This window comes from Actinophytocola sp. (genome assembly GCF_009379765.1).
Taxonomy (GTDB): Bacteria; Actinomycetota; Actinomycetes; order Mycobacteriales; family Pseudonocardiaceae; genus Actinophytocola.
This window is the reverse complement of sequence record NZ_WHTD01000176.1, coordinates 1-17337: the sequence shown is the minus strand read 5'-3', so window position 1 is coordinate 17337 and position 17337 is coordinate 1. Positions and strand designations below refer to the sequence as shown.

The 17337-nt window shown below is 70.4% G+C and carries 20 protein-coding genes, 1 pseudogene and 1 riboswitch; of the genes and pseudogenes, 12 read left to right on the top strand and 9 right to left on the bottom strand.

Translation table 11 applies throughout. The annotated features are described in order from the left end of the window. The 5 genes and pseudogenes from GEV28_RS35860 to GEV28_RS35840 form a co-directional block, all read left to right on the top strand. Window positions 1–194, top strand: a pseudogene (locus GEV28_RS35860) (hypothetical protein); the annotation flags it as partial. After that, window positions 191–319 (top strand): hypothetical protein, encoded by a 129-nt coding sequence (locus GEV28_RS35855; protein ID WP_291417714.1) that lies wholly within the window; start codon window positions 191–193, stop codon window positions 317–319. The pseudogene GEV28_RS35860 and the gene GEV28_RS35855, both read left to right, overlap by 4 nt. 22 nt (window positions 320–341) lie before the next feature. After that, window positions 342–986, top strand: a complete 645-nt coding sequence (locus tag GEV28_RS35850) for a hypothetical protein (RefSeq protein ID WP_291417713.1) — start codon at window positions 342–344, stop codon at window positions 984–986. Beyond that, window positions 987–1301 carry an NAD(P) transhydrogenase subunit alpha gene (locus GEV28_RS35845; protein WP_291417712.1) on the top strand — a complete coding sequence of 105 codons (315 nt, stop codon included), beginning with the start codon at window positions 987–989 and terminating at the stop codon, window positions 1299–1301. Beyond that, a complete protein-coding gene (locus GEV28_RS35840; protein ID WP_291417711.1) occupies window positions 1298–2668 on the top strand; it encodes an NAD(P)(+) transhydrogenase (Re/Si-specific) subunit beta in 1371 nt (456 codons plus the stop codon). Before GEV28_RS35845 ends, GEV28_RS35840 begins: the two co-directional genes overlap by 4 nt. Here the strand turns inward: GEV28_RS35840 and GEV28_RS35835 are convergent. Next, window positions 2630–2971, bottom strand: coding sequence for a DUF3040 domain-containing protein (locus GEV28_RS35835; protein WP_291417710.1), 342 nt, complete (start codon window positions 2969–2971; stop codon window positions 2630–2632). The genes GEV28_RS35840 and GEV28_RS35835 overlap by 39 nt on opposite strands. A 601-nt stretch (window positions 2972–3572) precedes the next feature. Between GEV28_RS35835 and GEV28_RS35830 the strand changes: the two genes are divergently transcribed. The 5 genes from GEV28_RS35830 (at window position 3573) to GEV28_RS35810 (ending at window position 8052) form a co-directional block, all read left to right on the top strand. Further along, on the top strand, window positions 3573–4019 hold the full coding sequence (locus GEV28_RS35830) for a CBS domain-containing protein (protein ID WP_291417709.1): 447 nt from the start codon (window positions 3573–3575) through the stop codon (window positions 4017–4019). Between the two features lie 208 nt (window positions 4020–4227). Further along, the gene (locus GEV28_RS35825; RefSeq protein ID WP_291417708.1) at window positions 4228–5520 is read left to right on the top strand and encodes an ArsB/NhaD family transporter; all 1293 of its coding nucleotides are present in this window, start codon (window positions 4228–4230) and stop codon (window positions 5518–5520) included. A gap of 45 nt (window positions 5521–5565) precedes the next feature. After that, window positions 5566–5817 carry a response regulator gene (locus GEV28_RS35820; protein ID WP_291417707.1) on the top strand — a complete coding sequence of 84 codons (252 nt, stop codon included), beginning with the start codon at window positions 5566–5568 and terminating at the stop codon, window positions 5815–5817. Window positions 5818–5878: 61 nt separating this feature from the next. Further along, window positions 5879–7459, top strand: a complete 1581-nt coding sequence (locus GEV28_RS35815) for an FAD-dependent monooxygenase (protein ID WP_291417706.1) — start codon at window positions 5879–5881, stop codon at window positions 7457–7459. Beyond that, window positions 7456–8052 carry a TetR/AcrR family transcriptional regulator gene (locus GEV28_RS35810; RefSeq protein ID WP_291417705.1) on the top strand — a complete coding sequence of 199 codons (597 nt, stop codon included), beginning with the start codon at window positions 7456–7458 and terminating at the stop codon, window positions 8050–8052. Before GEV28_RS35815 ends, GEV28_RS35810 begins: the two co-directional genes overlap by 4 nt. 216 nt (window positions 8053–8268) lie before the next feature. On the opposite strand, the gene eno is transcribed toward GEV28_RS35810, so the two are convergent. From eno to GEV28_RS35775, 7 genes are read right to left on the bottom strand one after another with little or no spacing between them, the layout of a single operon-like run. Then, window positions 8269–9549: a phosphopyruvate hydratase gene (gene eno / locus GEV28_RS35805; protein WP_291417703.1), complete on the bottom strand. Its 1281-nt coding sequence runs from the start codon at window positions 9547–9549 to the stop codon at window positions 8269–8271. Next, entirely contained in the window at window positions 9546–10058 is a 513-nt protein-coding gene (locus tag GEV28_RS35800) for a hypothetical protein (RefSeq protein WP_291417701.1), read from the bottom strand. The genes eno and GEV28_RS35800 overlap by 4 nt, the downstream gene beginning before the upstream one ends. Further along, window positions 10055–11302, bottom strand: a complete 1248-nt coding sequence (locus GEV28_RS35795; protein WP_291417700.1) for a DUF58 domain-containing protein — start codon at window positions 11300–11302, stop codon at window positions 10055–10057. Before GEV28_RS35795 ends, GEV28_RS35800 begins: the two co-directional genes overlap by 4 nt. Before the next feature lie 5 nt (window positions 11303–11307). Next, window positions 11308–12270, bottom strand: a complete 963-nt coding sequence (locus GEV28_RS35790) for a MoxR family ATPase (RefSeq protein WP_291417698.1) — start codon at window positions 12268–12270, stop codon at window positions 11308–11310. Further along, window positions 12267–12770: a hypothetical protein gene (locus GEV28_RS35785; RefSeq protein WP_291417696.1), complete on the bottom strand. Its 504-nt coding sequence runs from the start codon at window positions 12768–12770 to the stop codon at window positions 12267–12269. Before GEV28_RS35785 ends, GEV28_RS35790 begins: the two co-directional genes overlap by 4 nt. Next, the gene (locus GEV28_RS35780; RefSeq protein WP_291417694.1) at window positions 12767–13060 is read right to left on the bottom strand and encodes a DUF4129 domain-containing protein; all 294 of its coding nucleotides are present in this window, start codon (window positions 13058–13060) and stop codon (window positions 12767–12769) included. Before GEV28_RS35780 ends, GEV28_RS35785 begins: the two co-directional genes overlap by 4 nt. A gap of 15 nt (window positions 13061–13075) precedes the next feature. Then, the gene (locus tag GEV28_RS35775; protein WP_291417692.1) at window positions 13076–13660 is read right to left on the bottom strand and encodes a hypothetical protein; all 585 of its coding nucleotides are present in this window, start codon (window positions 13658–13660) and stop codon (window positions 13076–13078) included. A 197-nt stretch (window positions 13661–13857) separates the two neighbouring features. Continuing rightward, window positions 13858–13917: riboswitch (Fluoride riboswitch) on the top strand. Window positions 13918–13943: 26 nt separating this feature from the next. On the opposite strand from GEV28_RS35775, the gene GEV28_RS35770 reads away from it, so the two are divergent. Continuing rightward, on the top strand, window positions 13944–15470 hold the full coding sequence (locus tag GEV28_RS35770) for a hypothetical protein (protein ID WP_291417690.1): 1527 nt from the start codon (window positions 13944–13946) through the stop codon (window positions 15468–15470). Next, on the top strand, window positions 15467–16999 hold the full coding sequence (locus tag GEV28_RS35765; protein ID WP_291417688.1) for a hypothetical protein: 1533 nt from the start codon (window positions 15467–15469) through the stop codon (window positions 16997–16999). Before GEV28_RS35770 ends, GEV28_RS35765 begins: the two co-directional genes overlap by 4 nt. Here the strand turns inward: GEV28_RS35765 and GEV28_RS35760 are convergent. Continuing rightward, window positions 16986–17198 carry a hypothetical protein gene (locus tag GEV28_RS35760; protein WP_291417687.1) on the bottom strand — a complete coding sequence of 71 codons (213 nt, stop codon included), beginning with the start codon at window positions 17196–17198 and terminating at the stop codon, window positions 16986–16988. The two genes, GEV28_RS35765 and GEV28_RS35760, sit on opposite strands and share 14 nt — an antisense overlap. Window positions 17199–17337 lie beyond the last annotated feature (139 nt).

Genomic DNA, 17337 nt, shown 5'->3' with positions numbered 1-17337 from the left:
GCCTGCTCGCCGCGCAAGCCGGGATCCCGTCCGGCGACCACGTCTTCGACCTGGTCGCGATCACCATCGCCCTGTCCATCGTGCTGCACTCCTCCACCGACGTGCCCATCGCCAAAGCACTGCGGATCGAGCCACCGGACAGCCTGCCACCCGGGCTCCCCGACCCGGTGCCACCCAAGGAGCCGCTCCGGTGAGCGCGTGGCTCGCGCCCGCCCTCCTGCCGGCGTTGATCCTCATGGCCGGACTCGCCGTGGTCGTCGCGAGTGGGGTCGTGCTGGGCGCACGTGTGGTGACAGTTCGAGAGGACGACACCGCCTGACAGGTGGGGACGGGAGCGGCTGGTGACGATCGCCGTAGTTGCCGAGACCAGACCGGGCGAGCGGCGGGTCGCGCTCGTGCCGGAGTTGGTCTCGCGACTTGCCGACACAGGCCAAGAGGTCGCGGTCGAGCCAGGTGCCGGCGAGGCCGCGGGATTCACCGACGACGACTATCGAGAAGCCGGCGCCACCGGCGCCGCGGACGCGCTGGACGGTGCCGGTGCGGCGTTGTCGGTGCAGCCCATCGGCACGCACCGCGTGGCCGAAGCCGACGTGCTGATCACCACCGCGGCGGTGCCCGGTCGGTCCGCGCCGCTGCTGGTGACCGCGGAGACGGTGGCCGCGATGAGCCAGGGCTCGGTCGTGGTGGATCTCGCGGCCGAGTCCGGCGGCAACGTCGAGGGCGCGAAGCCGGGGGACGAGATCACCATCGGCGGCGCGCTGGTGTGGGGTGGATTCAACGTGCCGAGCCAGCTGCCGGCCCGGGCGAGTCAGCTCTACCGCACGAACGTGGTGAACCTGCTGCTGCTCATGCATTCCGACAGTGATCTGGAACCGGACCTGAGGCCGGACTTCGACGACGAGATCATCGCCGGCTGCCGCGTCCCTTACGCCGGCGAGGTTCGGCACGCGCCCACCCGCGACCTGCTCGGAGAGGATGTGTCCTAAATGGATGGCATCGCACTGCTGACAGTCTTCGTGCTGGCGATCTTCGTCGGCTACGAGGTCATCTCGAAGGTCTCGACGACACTGCACACCCCGCTGATGTCGGGTTCCAACGCGATCAGCGGCATCGTGCTGGTCGGCACCGTCGCTGTCGCCGCCCACACCGAGTCGACCGCGATCTTCGTGCTCGAGCTGGTTGCGATCGTCCTGGCCACGATCAACCTGGTCGGCGGCTTCGTGGTGACCGACCGGATGCTGGGGATGTTCCGGTCCCGGGGGCGGAAAGACAGTCGCGAAAACAGGGAGCCCCAGGCATGAACGAGAACTGGACCGCGCTGCTCTACCTGGTCGCCGCGATCTGCTTCATCGTCGCCCTCAAGGGCCTGTCCTCGCCGAAGACCGCGCGGCTGGGAAACCTGGTCGGTGCGGCGGGAGCGCTGGTGGCGGTGCTCGTGGTGTTCGCCGCCGAGCGTCCGGACCGGCTGGTGTCGATCCTGGTGGCGATCGCCGTCGGCGGCGTGATCGGCACGCTCGCCGCGCGGCGGGTCGCGATGACCGCGATGCCGCAGATGGTGGCGCTGTTCAACGGTGTCGGGGGCGCGGCGGGCGCCTTGGTCGCGCTGCTGGAACTGGCCGAGGGAACCGGTGGTGGGTTGGCGCACCTCGCGGTGACGGCGTTCACCGTCCTCATCGGATCGATCACCTTCTCCGGGTCGCTGCTCACCTTCGCCAAACTGCAGGAGCTGGTCACCGGCCGGCCGATGATCTTCCCCGGCATGCGGTGGGTGGCCGTGGCAGCGGTCGCCGGCTCGCTCGCCACCGGAGTGTGGGTCGCGGTCGACGGGTCGATGCTGGGTGCCGTGCTGCTCGCGGTCCTGACATTGGGGCTCGGGCTGCTGCTGGTGCTGCCGATCGGCGGCGCGGACGTACCGATCGTCATCTCGCTGCTCAACGCGTTCAGCGGGATCACCGTCGCAGCCAGCGGTTACGTCCTGTCCAACACGCTGCTGATCATCGCCGGCACGCTCGTCGGCGCGTCCGGCACGCTGCTGACCAAGATGATGGCCGACGCGATGGGCCGGTCGCTGCTCAACATCATGTTCGGTGCGTTCGCCGGCGGGTCCACACTGGGCAGCACCACCGAGTCGAACCGGCCGGTGCGCTCGGCCGGCCCGCAGGACATCGCGATCCTGCTCGGCTACTCCCGCAAGGTGATCGTCGCGCCCGGTTACGGGCTCGCGGTCGCACAGGCACAGCACACCTTGCGCGACCTGACCGACGAGCTGGAGCGGCGCGGCATCGAGGTGGTCTACGCGATCCACCCGGTCGCCGGCCGGATGCCGGGGCACATGAACGTGCTGCTCGCCGAGGCCGACGTCCCGTACGAGAAACTCAAGGAGATGACCGAGGTCAACCCCGAGTTCCGCACCGCGGACGTCGCACTGGTCGTCGGCGCCAACGACGTGGTGAACCCGGCCGCGCACGCCTCGCCCGGCTCTCCGATCTACGGCATGCCGATCCTCGACGTCGAGCACGCCGAATCCGTCGTGTTCCTCAAACGATCGATGCGCCCCGGGTTCGCCGGCATCGAGAACGAACTGCTCTTCGACCCCAAGACGACGCTGCTGTTCGGCGACGCCAAGGACTCACTCAGCAAGCTCGTCGCGGCCGTCAAGACGTTGTGAGCCGGCGGCGGCGCGCGACTGGCGGTGCCGCCAGGCGCGCGATGCCACCGCAACAGGAAAGCTCGCGGTGACGGCGGCGCCGAGCGTGATCAGGAAGGGAGACGCGAAGGTCACGCCCGCGATGATGGTCAACAGTCCGGTCACGTAGGTCGTCAGCACGCCGAGAATGAACTGTGCCTGACCCGACAGGGTGAACATCGTGGCCTTGCCACTGGCCAGCCGGGTCGCCAACCGGGGATCGTCCTGGACGAGGCGCTGTTCGATCTCGGCCAGTTCACGTTTCTCGTGATCCTGCAGTCCCATCCGCGTCGACCTCCGCCCGGAACGCCGGAACCGGACCTCCAGTATCACCCGGCCTCGCGCCATCGACCAGTGAAGAATCCGCTGTCCCCAGGCTGTGGGTAACCGGGCCTGCCCGGACCAGCTCGTGAGGGGCAGGCAGACGGGCACAGGCAGGTCACTTCTGGTCGGCTTGGTCGTTGGCCGGGGCGCTTCGCTGCGGAGTGGGCGTCTGGTGGGATTGTCGTCCCGCCAGACGCATTGCCAGTGCCAGTACAAGGAACGTGAGGATGACCAAGATTGTCGGGACCAGGTCGGACATCGGCGGCGCTCCTCGCCGTTGAGGTGGGCAGCCGATTCATCGTAGCTCGGTGTGACGGGGTTACAGCTTCAGGTCGCACGTGGGCGTGTTATCGGCGATGCGACTTGTGACGGATTTGCGCCGAGTCGGTCTGTGCGGCATGTTTACGGCTGGCGCGCCGGGAAGTCTGGTCGGCATCCCATCCTCGACCGAGGACGGGATATCGGCCGTCCCTCGGGAGTCGCATCATGATGTCCGCTGATCGCGCCGCTGCTGTTGCCGCGCCATCGCGCGTCGTTGTCCGGTTGGTCGTAGTCTGCGACTGTGCACGCCAACGACATGGCCGAGGAGTTCCCGGTCGTCGGGGTGGACTCCGATGCGTGGGAGGCGGTAACCCTGCTGGCCGAGCATCGCCTTCCCGGCCTGGTGGTCACCGACCCGGGTGGCAAGCCGTTGTCGATCCTGCCGGCGTCCCAGGTCGTGCGGATCCTGGTGCCGAGCTATGTCCAGGACGACCCGTCGCTGGCCGGGGTGTTGTCGGAGTCGATGTGCGACCGGGTGGCGGACAAGCTGCGCGGGAAGACGGTCCGGGCACTCATTCCGGGCGACGCACCCGAGTTGGCGGTGGTGAAGGTCGACGACACGATCGTCGAGGTCGCCGCGGTCATGGCCCGTCTCCGCTGCCCGTTGGCCGCGGTGATGCGAGGCGACTCGCTGGTCGGGGTGATTACGGCGTCGCGGTTGCTGCAGCTCGCCCTGACACCGCACTAGGTCGTGTCTCGTGGATCTTGGTCGATGGGATTCGTGATCCAGATGGCGCCTGGCAAGGCGGCGGAAGGCCGCGCATACCGGGTTGTATTCGGGCCTTTCGACAACGCGGCCAGGGGGCAGCTGGGCGCGAATACCACGATCCAAGATCCGCGAGACATGGCCTAGCCGTCCGCGCGGTCCGTCCGGTCCGTCCGGTCCGGTGGTCGGCATGAGTACCGGGATCGCGATCGTCGTCTTCGTCGTGGCGTACCTGTTGATCGCCACCGAGCGGATTCCGAAGATGGTGGCCGCGCTGGCCGGCGCCGCTGTCGTGCTGGGCCTCGGCGTGGTCGGCTCGGAGGACGCGTTCTACTCCCACGAGACCGGCGTCGACTGGGACGTCATCTTCCTGCTGCTCGGCATGATGATCATCGTCGGGGTGCTGCGCCGCACCGGGGTGTTCGAGTACACCGCGATCTGGGCTGCCAAGCGCGCCAAGGGGTCACCGCTGCGGATCATGATCCTGCTGGTCCTGATCACCGCGGTGGCGTCGGCGTTCCTGGACAACGTGACCACCGTGCTGCTGATCGCGCCGGTGACGTTGCTGGTCTGCGACCGGTTGAACATCAACCCGATCCCGTTCCTGATCGCCGAAGTCCTGTCGTCCAACATCGGCGGCGCGGCCACCCTGATCGGCGACCCGCCCAACATCATCATCGCCAGCCGCGCCGGCCTGACGTTCAACGACTTCCTCGTCCACATGACGCCGATCGTGGTGATCGAGCTGATCGTGTTCACCGTCGTGCTGCCGTGGTTGTTCCGTGGCTCGTTCACCGTCGACCCGGACCGGGTGGCCGACGTGATGGAGCTCAACGAGCGGGAAGCCATCCAGGACACCCGCCTGCTGATCAAGTGCGGACTGGTGCTGCTCGCGGTGTTCACCGCGTTCGTCGGGCACTCCGTCTTCCACATCGAACCCTCGGTGGTCGCCCTGCTCGGCGCCGGTGTCCTCGTGCTGATCTCCGGCAGCAAGCCCAAGGACTACCTGGCCAGTGTGGAATGGGAGACCCTGCTGTTCTTCGCCGGCCTGTTCATCATGGTCGGCGCCCTGGTCAAGACCGGCGTCATCGGTGACCTAGCCGGGCTGGCCGCCGACGCCACCGGCGGTGACGCCCTCACCGCGGTCATGCTGATCCTCGGCGTCTCCGCGCTGCTGTCCGGGATCATCGACAACATCCCTTACGTGGCAACGATGAGCCCGATCGTGCTCGAGCTGTCCAACGACATCGCCAACCCGGTGCACGCCGAGGCGCTGTGGTGGTCACTCGCGCTCGGCGCCGACTTCGGCGGCAACCTGACCGCGGTCGGCGCCAGCGCCAACGTCGTCGTGCTCGGCATCGCCAAGCGCGCCGGCACCCCCATCTCCTTCTGGGAGTTCACCAAGAAAGGCGCGATCGTCACCGTCATCACGATCGCCATCGCCGCGCCCTACCTCTGGCTGCGCTACTTCGTTCTCGCCTGACATATCCCGGCGGCCGCACGCATCGCCCGGGGCGAGGTGGACCTGATGAGCACGATCCTGATCGTCGAAGACGACGAGCGTATTCGCGGCGTGCTGCGGATCAGCCTTGCGGCGCGCGGCTACCGGGTGGTCACGGCGGAGGACGGGAGCAGCGCACTGCGGATCGCCGCCGAGACCGCACCCAACCTCGTTCTGCTCCAGTTGGGTCTGCCAGACCTCGACGGCATCGAGGTCATCCCACCGCGACCTCACCACCTGACCCGGTTCGCCTCTTGCTCCGGTCCGCAGGACCGTTGACCCCGAACGGCTAGTTTGTGTACGGTGCCGTTTACAAATTAGGTGGGGTGGGTGAGCTCGGATGAGTGGGACAGAGGTCCTCGTTGTCGGTGCCGGACCGACCGGGCTGGCGCTGGCCTGCGGGCTGCGGCTGCACGGGGTCTCCGTGCGCGTGGTCGACAAGGCAGCCGGACCGGCGACGACGTCGCGGGCGAACTTCCTGCACGCGCGCGGCTCCGAGGTGCTGCGCCGGCTGGACGCGTTGGGAAGCCTGCCGAACGAGTCGCTGCGCGGGCTGAGCATCACCGGGTATCTGGGGGACCGGCAGATCAGCAAGGTGCGGTTCGGCGACGTCGCCGTGCGGACCGTCGGTCCGCCGATGCTGATCTCGCAGGCCAGGGTGGAGGCGGCGCTGCGGGATCGGCTGGCCGAGCTCGGCGCAGCGCCAGACTGGGGTGTCGCGCTGGTGGGCGCGGAGCAGGACGACTCGGGCGTGACCGCCGTGCTCGGCAACGGGGAGACGGGCGCTGGGGAGACGGTGCGGGTCGGCTGGGTGATCGGCTGTGACGGCACCGGCAGCACGGCACGGAAGCTGGCCGGCATCGGGTTCCCCGGCGCCAAGATCACCGAACGGTTCCTGCTGGCCGATGTCCACGTCGACTGGGACCTGGACCGCAGCGGCACCAGCGGGTGGATCCACCCGACCGGCATGCTCGGCGCGATGCCGCTGCCCGACCCCGATGGCGGCCCTGATGGCGGAGGTGACCTGTGGCGGCTGATGGCCTACCCGGACCAGTCCGACGAAGCACCGACCGAACAGCAGATCCTCGACCGCTTCCGAGAGATCCTGCCGGTGCGCAGCAACCATCCGGATGCCCGGATCCGGGACGCCGTCTGGCTGTCGCGGTTCAGCGTGCACCGCAGGCTGGCCGACTCCTACCGGCACGGACGCATCCTGCTCGCGGGCGACGCGGCGCACGCGCACTCGCCGGTCGGTGGGCAGGGCATGCTCACCGGGCTTGGTGACGCGGAGAACCTCGCCTGGAAGCTCGCCCTGGTCCTCCGCGGCCGCGCGGGTGAGCCGTTGCTGGACACCTACCAGGCCGAGCGCCGCCCGCTGGCGACCGTGGTGCTGCGCGGCACGACGGCCGCCACCCGCAACATCACCATCCGTGGCCCGGTGGGTCGCTTCCTGCTGTTCCGGGTGGTGACCCCGATCGTCAACCTGAGCTGGGTGCAGCGCCGGATGACCTACTCGGCGTCCCAGCTCTGGGTGAGCTACCGGCGCGGCCCACTCGGCGCCGGTTTCGGCTCGCGGTTGCGCGGCAAACCCCGAATCGGTGACCGGGTACCAGACCTGGACTGCGCACGACGCGAGGGCACCACGGGCACCGCGACCCGGCTGCACGACGAGCTCGGTGGGCGATGGGCATTGCTCGTTCCGGAAGGAGCCATGACCACCACCACGGACGCCTGCGCTGCCGTGGCCCGCGACCGGCTCGGCGACCTCGTGGGTACCCTCGAGCGGGCCGACGGGTCGAGCGAGGTGTGGCTGGTACGCCCGGACGGTCACCTCGCCTGGCGCGGACGAGCCGGCCCGGCCGGCTCCCCACAACGGCTCCCACAACGGCTGCGACGATGGCTGGAGGACACACTCGGATGACGCGACGCGGCCCGGGTCGACCACGGGACCCGGCGACCGACGCGGCGATCCTGGCGGCAGCCATGGAACTGTTCGTCGAGCGCGGCATCGACGCGATGAGCATCGAGCAGGTCGCCAAGCGCGCCGGCGTCGCCAAGCTGACCGTCTACCGGCGCTGGACCGCCAAGGAGCAACTGGTCGCGCACGCCATCGAATGGGTCATCGAGCAGCACGAGTGGCCGTCGAACGCGGAGATCGCGACCGGCACACCCGCGGAGATCGTCGAAAGCACCCTGGACGCCTCGGCGGAGCTCGCCGCCAGCCCGGAGTTCCGCGCGCTGATCGCACGCATCCTGGGCTCCAGCGTCAGCAACCCGACGCTGATGGCGACCTACTGGAAGCACTACATCCTGCCCCGGCGGGAGGCCACCGCCGTGATGCTGGACAACGCCAAGCAGGCCGGCATGATCGCCGCGGACGCAGACGTCGACGTACTGATGGACATGATGGCCGGCGCGGTCGTCTACCGCGTCCTGCAACCCGACCCACCCGACGCGGCCGAGATGCGCCGCTACCTCACCGAGCTCTACCGCCGAGCCGGCCTCCTGCCCTGAGCCAGCCCGACGGAACGGCGGAACCAGCCGAGGCGCGACAATGTTCCCGCCCGTCACAGCGACAAGTCCGCCGGCCAGAGCCCTTGATCATACGGCTGCCGCAACCGTCCCGACCCGCCAAGCGACCGTCCACAGTGACCGGTCGCGGCTGGCGACTTGTCCTCGGGGCGACGCTCCAATCCCGGCAGTCGAGGGGGCGGACACGGATGATGGGGGCTACGCGGGGCGGCCGTAGGGCAAGTCGGGGTTGGTGGTGGCGATGTCGAGGAGTCGGTTGTACTTGGCGGTGCGTTCGCCGCGGGCGGGGGCGCCGGACTTGAGTTGGCCGCAGCCGGTGGCGACGGCGAGGTCGGCGATGAAGTCGTCGGTGGTTTCGCCGGAGCGGTGGGAGATCATCTGTCGGTAGCCGCGTTCGCGGCAGACTCGGATGGCGTCGAGGGTTTCGCTGACGGTGCCGATCTGGTTGAGCTTGATCAGGGCGGCGTTCGCGATGCCGGCGTCGGCGCCGCGGGCGATCAGGGTGGGGTTGGTGACGAAGTTGTCGTCGCCGACGAGTTGGACGTGTTCGCCGAGTTCGTCGGTGAGCTCGCGCCAGCCTTCGTCGTCGTCTTCGGCCATGCCGTCTTCGATGCTCCAGATGGGGAAGTCGCGCACCATCTCCACGTAGCGTTGGACCAGTTCGGTCGGGCTGTGCCGGTGGTTGCCGATGAGGTAGGTGCCGTCGGGTTGGCGGAACTGGGATGCGGCGGGGTCGAGCGCGATCGCGACGGCGTCTGTGTCGGTGGAGGTGCCGGCGGGGTAGCCGGCGTCCTCGATGGCGCGCAGTAGGAGTTGGAGCGCGTCTTCGGGTTGGGTGAGGTCGGGGGCGAACCCGCCTTCGTCGCCGAGGCCGACGGAATGTCCGCGGTCGAGGAGCAGTGCGCGGAGCGCGGCGTAGATCTCGGCGCCGGCCCGGACGGCGTCGTGGACGGTGTCCGCGCCGAGTGGAGCGATCATGAACTCCTGGAAGGCCAGCGGAGTGCGCGCGTGGGCGCCGCCGTTGAGCACGTTGAAGTGCGGCACCGGTAGCCGGGGCTGGCCGCCGTCGGACTGGAGCCAGGTCCACAGTGGCGTGTCCGCGAGCTGGGCGAGCAGCCGGGCGGTGGCCATGGAGACACCGATGATGGCGTTGGCGCCGAGCCGCGCCTTGTTCGGTGTGCCGTCCAGCTCGACCAGCGCGGTGTCTACTGCGGACAGGCTGGTCCAGGGGCGTCCGCACAGCAGGTCGCGCACCTCGCCGTTGACGGCCCCGACCGCGGTGAGCACGCCGGCTCCGCCGTAGCGGGCGGGGTCGCCGTCGCGGAGTTCGTGGGCCTCGTTGCGGCCGGTCGACGCGCCGGAGGGCACCGACGCCGTGGCCTGGTGCGGTCCCGAGGTGATGGTGACGGTGAGGGTGGGGCGGCCGCGGGAGTCGAGGATCTCGTGGGCGTGGACGTCGGTGAACCGCACGGCGGTCATGGAGCCCTCCTGGTGTTCTCAGTCCTGTCGGTGGTCAGGGTGCGGGTGGCCAGCAGGTAGGCGGCGGCGATAGCGAGCACACCCGCGATGGCCAGCACGGCCGGGCCACCGCGGGCGAGCCCGCCCAGCATGGCCCCGGCTGCGGCGAGGAGCCCGCCGAGCAGCAGCGTGCCGCGCGCGGCCAGCCAAGCGAGGTGGCTGGTGTGGTGGTCGATGGTGCGGCGCGCCTCGACCGCGAGGAGGAACCCGAGCGACAGGAGTCCAGCGAGGCAGCCCTGCGCCAGGGACGGGTGGCCCAGGGCGAGCGCGGCGACCACGCAGAGCGCGGCCAGCGTCGCGGCGGAGCTCGCGGGCCACCGGACGGAGGCGAGCACCGACAGCGCGCCGAGGCCGATGGCGGGGAGGGCGACTGCCGGTGCGCCGGGCACGGCCGCGGCGACCATGAGCTCGCCGGCTGCGATCGGGACGAGGCTGACGGAGACGAGGACGAGCGCTGTGTGTCTGGTCATGCCGTCCGCCCGGGGAGCGGCCGGCGGGTCAGCGGGCCGAGAACCTCGTCCAGCCACTCACCGGCCTTCCAGGGCACGACCGGGATGCCCAACCGGGCCAGGGCGAGGACGACTCCACGGCGCTCGATGCGCCACATGCGTACGGCCACTCGATCGATCTGGCGGCTCCGGTGTTCGACCGGTGGCTCGGTTCGCAGCACGTCGACGACGACGACGGGGCAGCCCCGCTCGCGCAGGTCACGCAGCACCCCGACGGTCCGCTCGGCCAGCAGCGGCGAGAACACGACCACCGCGGCGCGGGGCGGGAGCGCCGAGCGGGGGATCCGGGTCAGGTCGGGTTCGACGACCACGTCGTCGAGCCGGCACTCCAGAACCGTCTCCACGACGCGATAGAACTGGCGCTCGCCGATGTCGGGGCCGAGCCGGCGCACGATGCCGCCGAGCGCGACGACCCCGGTGCGGTCACCGCGCCGCAGGGCCGCCCGCACCAGGTCGGTGGCGCCGTGCACCGCCAGGTCCAAACTGGACCCACCGGCCTGCGGCACGTCGGAGAAGGTGTCGATGACGGCGATTACCTCCGCGGCCTGTTCCGCGACGCGGTCGGTGACCTGCAGCCGGCCGCGCCGGGCGGTGGCCGGCCAGTTGATCCGGCGCAGGGTGTCGCCTGCCTGGTAGGGGCGGACGGCGGCGAACTCGATCCCGCCGCCGCGTCGGCGTCCGGTGTGGACACCCGCCCGGTCGGGCAGGTCCGCGGTGCGGGGAGCTGCGGCGAGGGTGCGCGGTCGTGGGTAGACCCGCAACTCGCCGGCGTCCGCCGACATGTCGGCTTCGAGCAGCCCGGCGTTGGTGCGGGCGGTGACGTGCGCCCGGAGGGACCAGTGGCCCCATCGTCGCGGTCGGACGATCCACCCGTGACCATCCTGTGTGGACGTTTCGAGCGAGGACCCTCGGAGAGCCAGGGAGAACTCCTCGACGGTCCCGTCTTCTGGACCCACCTCGACGCTCACGCGTACGTCGTCGCCCTCGAAGCAGCGGGTGTCCGAGAGCGTGCTGTGCACGAGTAGGGACCGAGCGTGCCGGGCGGGTCGCCGGCCGCCGGCGAGCGCGCCGAGCAGCGGGGCCGCGAAGGCCAGCAGCTCGACCCTGCCGGCGACCACCGCCACGGTCACCGCGACGGCTGAGCAGGTTGCCAGCGACAGCGCCAGCGTGGTCGGCCGCCACCGCAACGTCCCGGTGGTCGTCATCGTGCTCACCCCGGTCTCCCGACCCGTGGTGCGGGAACCTGGTCGAGGATCTGGTCGAGTACGTCCTCGGCGTCGATTCGCCGTACCCACAGCTCCGGGCGCAGGCTGACCCGGTGCGCCCATGCCGCCGTCACCAGTGCCTTGACGTCCTCGGGCAGCACGTAGTCGCGCCCCGCCAGCAGCGCCCTGCTCCGCGCGAGCTGCACCAGCTCCAGGCAGGCCCGGGGGCTCGCGCCGACCACTACTTGGGCGTGCTCGCGGGTCGCGGCCGCCAGCAGCACGACGTAGTCGAGCACGTCGCGGTGCACGCCGACCCGCTCCACCGACTCCCGCATCGCGAGCAGCTCAGCCGCGTCGACCACGCGCCGCAGGGCGGGCGGCGTGGAGCCCTGATCGAGGCGGCGTTGCAGCAGGTCCACCTCCCCACCGTGGGGCAGGTAACCGAGGCGCACGCGCACGGCGAACCGGTCCAGCTGTGCTTCCGGCAGCGGGTAGGTGCCCTCGTACTCGATCGGGTTGTCGGTGGCCAGCACGATGAACGGCGTGGGCAGCGGGTGGGTCTGTCCGTCGACGCTGACCTGGTGTTCGGCCATGCCTTCGAGTAGCGCGGCCTGGGTCTTGGGCGGGGTTCGGTTGATCTCGTCGGCCAGCAGCAGGTTGGTGAACACCGGACCGGGCCGGAACACTAGCCGGTTGTCGACCTGGTCGTAGACGACGGATCCGGTCAGGTCGGCCGGCAGCAGGTCGGGGGTGAACTGCACCCGGGTGAAGGCGAGGCCGAACACGGTCGCGAACGAGCGGGCGATCAGGGTCTTGCCGAGGCCGGGCAGGTCCTCGATGAGCACGTGGCCGCGGGCCAGCACGGTGCACAGGATCAGTTCCAGCGCTGCCCGCTTGCCCACCACGGCGCGTTCGACCTCGTCGAGCACGGCGCCGGCGCTGGTCGTGGTGGGGTCGGCGAGGGTCACGGCGCTGTTCCTTCCAGGTGTGTCTCCAGCCGGGTGAGGATCCGTTCGAGCGTGTGGCGGGACGGTCCCGGTGTGTCGCGGTCGTCGGAGCGGGGTCGGTTCGGGTCGACCAGCGGCCACAGCGACTCCCCGAGCAGCCGTGCGCCGAGCTCGGGCCGTCGGGTGAGGTCGGTGCCGTACCGGTCGGCCAGCACGACGTCCACCAGCCGGACGAGGGCCGGCCGGACGTCGCGATCCCAGGCGTGCCATGAGGTCCCGGCCCACCCCACGGTGACGGCCAACCGGCGGAAGGTCGGGAACGCCGGCCGCCGTGCCGTCGTGCCGGGTGGCGTGTCCGCCGTGCGGTTGGGTTCGCTCAGCGTGGCGCGCGCGCCGAGCACGACCAGGATCGCGACCAGGACGCTGCCGGCGAGTAGGCCCGCGGTCGAGCCGATCAGATAGCTCGACCCGAGCAGCACCGCGCCGAGCGCGATGACCGCGGCCCACCGGCCAGCGTTCATGGCCTGCTGCCCAGGTCTGCGAGAACCTCGTCGAGTGCCCGGGTCGCCCGCAGGCGGTCCGCTTCGGTCATCGGGTGGCGGCTGAACCGCGCCTCGGAGAACAGGTCCACCAGCCGCCGGGCCGCGCCCACGCGCACCAGGCCGGTGCGTGCCGCCCGGTCCAGCACCTCGGTCGGTGTGTCCGGCGGCCGCGGCGCCGCGCGGCCCGATCCCGCGAGGGCCTGCTCCATGGCGGCGTAACACCGCAGGATCGCCGCCCGCGGCCCCGGCTCCCCGGCGTCGGCGCTCACCGCCGTCCGGCCGGCTTAGACGGCCGAGGCCAGACCTGTCTGCTGCGGCGGGACGGTGGCCGCGTGCGGCGCCCGGCGGTGCCGGCGCGCCAGCACCCAGCCGGCGACGATCAGGGCCGCCACCGCCAGCAGCAACCACGGAGCCCAGCCGCTGCCCCCGTCCGGCTGCCCGGCCGACGTCTCCGGCACGGTTGCGGGCGCGGCCGGTGGCGTTGCCGTGTGGCCGGCCGGCTGCCGGGTGGCCGGCTGCCGCGTCCACCAAACGGCGACGACCCAGGGCGCCGCGACCACGGCGAGCGCGAACAGCACCGCCAACCCGCGACCCCATGACGTGCCCGGGGGTTCCCACACATGGGGCGGCACGTCGTCCTTGCCACGTCGGCAGCGCAGCGAGGTGAGGACCGTCCGGACGAACGCGGAGGCGGCGACGGCCAGCGCCGCCGAGCCGGCGACCAGGACGCCCGTGCCGGCGTGACGCAGCGGACCGGTCGTCGAGAAGGGTGCGTCCGCGCGGGCGCCGAGCCCGGCGACCGCGACCGCGATCAGGACCCCCACCGCGAGGATCGGGCCCGGCCGAGTGCCGACTATCTGGCGCTGCATCCGCACACCACTCCCTGGCACTGTTGCCAGGGACCGTTAGCGGTGCCTCCGCGATTTCGGTGAGCCCCATCACCTACCCGTGATTGTGCCACGCCGGCGTATTCGGTGCGATCTTCCAAGGCTCGGTTGGCGCACGACACCGGGCCGCGGTGCGCCGCGGGTGGCAGCAGGTGACCCTCGATCTGGGGTATGGTGATCAGGAGAGAGGCGATGAAGCTCGCCTGAACCGCCGCCCGGCTGATGGCTTCTATCACGAGTTGGTGGAGGCAGGCGGTGAACCCACATGGCGCGGTTTCAGAGCATCCTGTTCGAACGCGCGGTCCTCGTTGACGAGTTGTCCGAGCCGGAGTTCTTCGGTGACCTGAACCTCGACCAGGTGGTGGCCGCCGTGACGGCCGGCCGGGGCGAGTACGACCTCACGCCGTTCTTCTACGCTCCACTGCGCGATGTGGCGGCGGTGCACTACCGGCACGAGGTGCTGCGCGACCTGCAACGCGACGCGGTGCGGGAGCCGGTGGAGCGGTTCGCGTCGTCGATGCGCGAGATGCGGGCACACCTCGACCAGGCGGGCAAGCTCCGCTACCGGTACCAGAAGCAGCGGTGGTTCCTGTACGCGGTGGCGACCTATAGCGCGGCGGTGGTGGCGCTGCGGGACCGGCTCGCCGCGGTGGAGGTCGCCTCGCGCGGGTTTCGAGAGTTCCGCGAGTACCTCGGGGAGTATGTCGGTTCGCCGAGGTTCCGGGGGCTCGTCGCCGACACGCGAGAGCGCCGGGAGGACCTCGACCGGATCCGGTACTGCGTGCACATTCGGGGCGCGCGGGTGCGGATCAGCCGTTACGAGGACGAGTCCGACTACAGCCTTGCGGTAAGCCGCACCTTCGCGAAGTTCCGGCAGGGCACGGTGAAGGAGCGCCGGTTCACGTTCGCCGAACCAGCGGACATGAACCACGTGGAGGCCCAGGTCCTCGAGGGCGTCACGACGCTGTTCTCCGAAACGTTCGCCGAGCTCACCCGCTACCGCGAACAGCACGCCGACTTCCTCGACCGTCCGATTGAGACGTTCGACCGCGAGGTGCAGTTCTATCTCGCCTGGCTGGACTACGGGAAGCGGTTCACCGCGGCCGGCCTCGCGCTCACGCTTCCTCGAGTGTCCACGCGCGACAAGCGGATCAGCGCGGAGGAAGCCTACGACCTGGCGCTGGCGACCAAGGTCGTTCCGGCCGAGCCGGTGGTGTGCAACGACTTCCGCCTCGACGACGGCGAGCGGATCATCGTGGTCACCGGCCCGAACCAGGGCGGGAAGACGACGTTCGCGCGGATGTTCGGCCAGCTGACCTACCTCGCCAGCCTGGGCTGCCCGGTCCCGGCCATCCGCGCCAGCCTGTTCCTGCCCGATCGGCTGTTCAGCCACTTCGAGCGGGAGGAGAGCCTGGCGACGTTGCGGGGCAAGCTGGACGACGAGCTGGTCCGCATCCACGACATCATCAGCCGGGCGACCGGCCGTTCGGTCATCGTGATGAACGAGAGCTTTGCCTCGACCACGCTGAACGACGCGCTGTTCATCGGCACCGAGGTGCTCAACCGGATCATCGCGCTGGGCTCGCTCGCCGTGTACGTGACGTTCGTCGACGAGCTGGCGTCGCTGTCCGACACGACGGTCAGCATGGTCGGCGGGGTGGTGCCCGACGACCCGGCCCGCCGCACGTACCAGATCGCCCGGCGGCCGGCCGACGGGCTGGCCTACGCGGCGGCGATCGCGACCAAGTACGGGCTGGACCACGACACGCTGCGCAGGAGGGTCGCGCGATGAAGGTCTTCCTCCTCTACCCCGACCGCGACCTCGACACGGATGCCGCCCGGCCGGTGTCTCCGAACGAGCGCGATCTCGTGCAGGACCTCGAGCTGGACACGGTGCTGTCCACCATGGCCGCCGGCGACACGGTCGTGCTCGACACGGCCCGGCAGGTCCTGCTGGCGCCGGAGACCGACCCTGAGGTGATCACCTTCCGGCAGCGGGTGCTCGTCGACTGCCTGGCGGCACCGGAGGTCGTCCGAGAGCTCTACGAGCTCGCGGTGGACGCGATCGAGAGCGAGCGGAAGGTGTGGTACGGCATCTTCCGCGACCACCCGGAGACCGTGCTGCGCCGGTCGGTGCAGGTGATTGAGCTGCTGTCGGACAGCTTGCGGCGGCTGCGGCAGCTGTCGGAACAGTACGCCGGCCGGTTCTCCTCGGCGGGGTTCACGCGGTTGTTCGCGATGCTTCGCGAGGAGCTGGGGGAGGAGTACCTGGCGACGGTCGCCGAGCACCTGGAGGCTCTGCGGTTCCGTCGCGGCATGTTGATGAGCGCCGCGCTGGGCACCGGAAACAAGGGCGTCCGCTACGTGCTGCACCGCCCGCCGCGGCGCAGCTGGTGGGACCGCCTCACCGGACCGAATGTGCCGGTATATCGGTTCGAGATCCCGGCCCGCGACGAGGCCGGCTTCCGCGCGCTGTCCGATCTGGAGGGTCGCGGGGTCGGGCTGGTGGCGAACGCGCTCGCTCAGTCCGTCGACCATGTCGTGAGCTTCTTCCGCGCGCTGCGCGTCGAGCTCGCGTTCTACCTCGGCTGCGTGACCCTGCACGAGCGGCTGGCCGCCGCCGGCCGGCCGGTGTGCTTCCCCGAGCCGGTCGCGGCCGGCGAGTCGGCGCTGTCCGCGCGCGGGCTCTACGACGCGTGCCTGGCACTCACGGTCGACGGCCCGGTCGTCGGCAACGACCTCGACGCCGACGGCACGAGCCTGGTGTTCGTCACCGGTGCCAACCAGGGCGGCAAGTCGACGATCCTGCGCGGCGTGGGCCTGGCGCAGCTGATGATGCAGAGCGGGATGTTCGTCGCGGCCGAGTCGTTGCGGGCCACCGTGTGCGGCGGCGTGTTCACCCACTTCAAGCGTGCCGAGGACCCGACCATGACCAGCGGCAAGCTCGACGAGGAGCTGGCCAGGATGAGCGAGCTCGCCGACCACCTCGCACCCGGCGACCTGTTGCTGTGCAACGAGTCCTTCGCCGCCACCAACGAGCGCGAAGGATCCGAGATCGCCCGGCAGGTCGTGCGCGCCCTGACCGCCGCCGGGGTCAGGGTCGTGTTCGTCACCCACCTCTACGACCTGGCGCACGGCTTCTACCGGCAGCGGCCGGCCGGTGTCGTGTTCCTGCGCGCGGAGCGGCGACCCGACGGCCGCCGCACGTTCCGCCTGGTCCCGGGTGAACCGCTGCCCACCAGCCACGGCGCCGACTCCTACCGGCGTATCTTCGGTGAGTCCCATGACACGGAGCCGACCGCCGCGGTCAGTCGCGGGTGAGCCGGCGATGGACGCCCGACGTCGGGCGGGTGGCGTCGGGTCCTTGGTGGTCGGTTCGGTTCTGTTGGTAGCCGGCGAAGTTGCCCTCGAACCAGTACCACCGCGCCGGGTCGATGTGGGTGCCGGTTCGTCCTCGTACCGGGGTTGTACTCGGGCGGACCGGCAACGCCGCCAGCAGGAAGCTGGGCCGGCGAATCATGTGACGAACTCCCGGCGGGGGACACTAGCCCGGGTCTTTCATGCGGGGTGACGTAGATCGCGCTCTGAAATGCGCGAAAGTGCCTGTCCTGTAAGGGAAACTACGGATTGTCTAGGTCTGTAGTGGTCCTCACGGGAAG